This is a genomic window from Aequorivita aquimaris (assembly GCF_001573155.1).
GTDB lineage: Bacteria > Bacteroidota > Bacteroidia > Flavobacteriales > Flavobacteriaceae > Aequorivita > Aequorivita aquimaris.
In genome coordinates, this window is sequence record NZ_JRWG01000060.1 from 1 (window position 1) to 627 (window position 627).

A 627-nucleotide genomic window follows, 5' to 3' on the forward strand; every position below is an offset into this window, starting at 1 on the left:
GCCTGATGGGGCTGAAGGCCCATCTCCGAGCAATCATCGACGGCAGTGCGCCGAAGACCTGAGGACTGACGAAACGGCGGCAACCCCGCCCGGGAGATCAATGATGACGATGCGAACAGCGTCGATCCCGTCGAAGGGCGGGACGGCGGAGGAGCCCTTGCGTCCTGCGGTGACAGCTCTTGCGAAGCGCCTGTGCGCCGTGAACGGCCACGTCATGGGCTGGCACCCGGTGATCGGGCTGCCGGTGCGCGAGGCGCGGGCATGAGCGCCGGTAATGTCGCCCAGAATGCGAAGGCGAGCGATTACGCGCGCGCGGCGGACGACTGGTATGTCGAGCCCCGCTGGTGCGTCGAGCAGCTGGCGGACGCGGTCGACTTTGCCGGTCATTCGGTGTGGGATCCCTGCGCCGGCGGCGGCACGATTCCGACCGCGCTCCGCGATCGCGGCATTCCTACCTTCGCCAGCGACATCGTCACGCGCGGCGATGTTGAGCTTGATGGCATCCATGATGCGACGACCGAATGCGCGCCGATCTGGCTGCCGACCGGCGCCCGCGTTTCCATCGTCACCAACCCGCCGTTCAAGCATGCCGAGACGATCGCGCGCCGTATGCTCGTGCTTGCGGAT

At 67.3% G+C, this 627-nt stretch carries 1 protein-coding gene; it reads left to right on the plus strand.

The window, feature by feature from the left end; translation table 11 throughout:
- Nucleotides 1-261: 261 nt before the first annotated feature.
- On the plus strand, nucleotides 262-627 hold a 366-nt coding region (locus tag LS48_RS14795; RefSeq protein ID WP_204376486.1), incomplete at its 3' end, for a hypothetical protein.